This window comes from Pseudomonas tremae (assembly GCF_001401155.1).
GTDB classification, from domain to species: domain Bacteria; phylum Pseudomonadota; class Gammaproteobacteria; order Pseudomonadales; family Pseudomonadaceae; genus Aquipseudomonas; species Aquipseudomonas tremae.
The window spans coordinates 1-432 of sequence record NZ_LJRO01000342.1; the positions used below are offsets into that span (position 1 = coordinate 1).

Here is a 432-nt window from a genome sequence, read left to right on the forward strand (position 1 = left end):
ATTTAGAACCGAGCGCCGACACAAGACTGACTGCGACGAATGGTCAGCGAATTTGTAAACGGCTCAACCGCCCGCCAGACCCTGCAAGCGCTCCAGATCAGCCTCAGCGATGTCGATACCGTGCGCCATCGACCGCGCACGCTCGCTGTAGCGTCGCTCCCCCGGCAGTCGCTCCTGCCCTGCCCCGTGGAGCTGCCTTACCAGTTCCTCGCTACGCAGTGCAAAATGCTGACCGCTGCCTTTGTCCGGATCGATGACGATCAGCAACTGACCTGTCCAGGGTGTCCGCGCGCCGGGATGCTTCGACCAGTCGAACTCAAAGGAGAAGTTACCGCCTGTCAGCCCTGCCGCCAGCAGTTCGACCATCATCGACAATGCGGACCCCTTATGACCGCCAAAGGGCAGTAGTGCCCCGCCATCGAGAATGGCGCG

General features: G+C 61.6%; 1 protein-coding gene. It reads right to left on the bottom strand.

Annotated features, from left to right (window positions below):
- Nucleotides 1–63: 63 nt before the first annotated feature.
- A partial coding sequence (locus ALO43_RS18735; protein ID WP_162235609.1) for an Ldh family oxidoreductase occupies nucleotides 64–432 on the bottom strand: 369 nt, incomplete at its 5' end.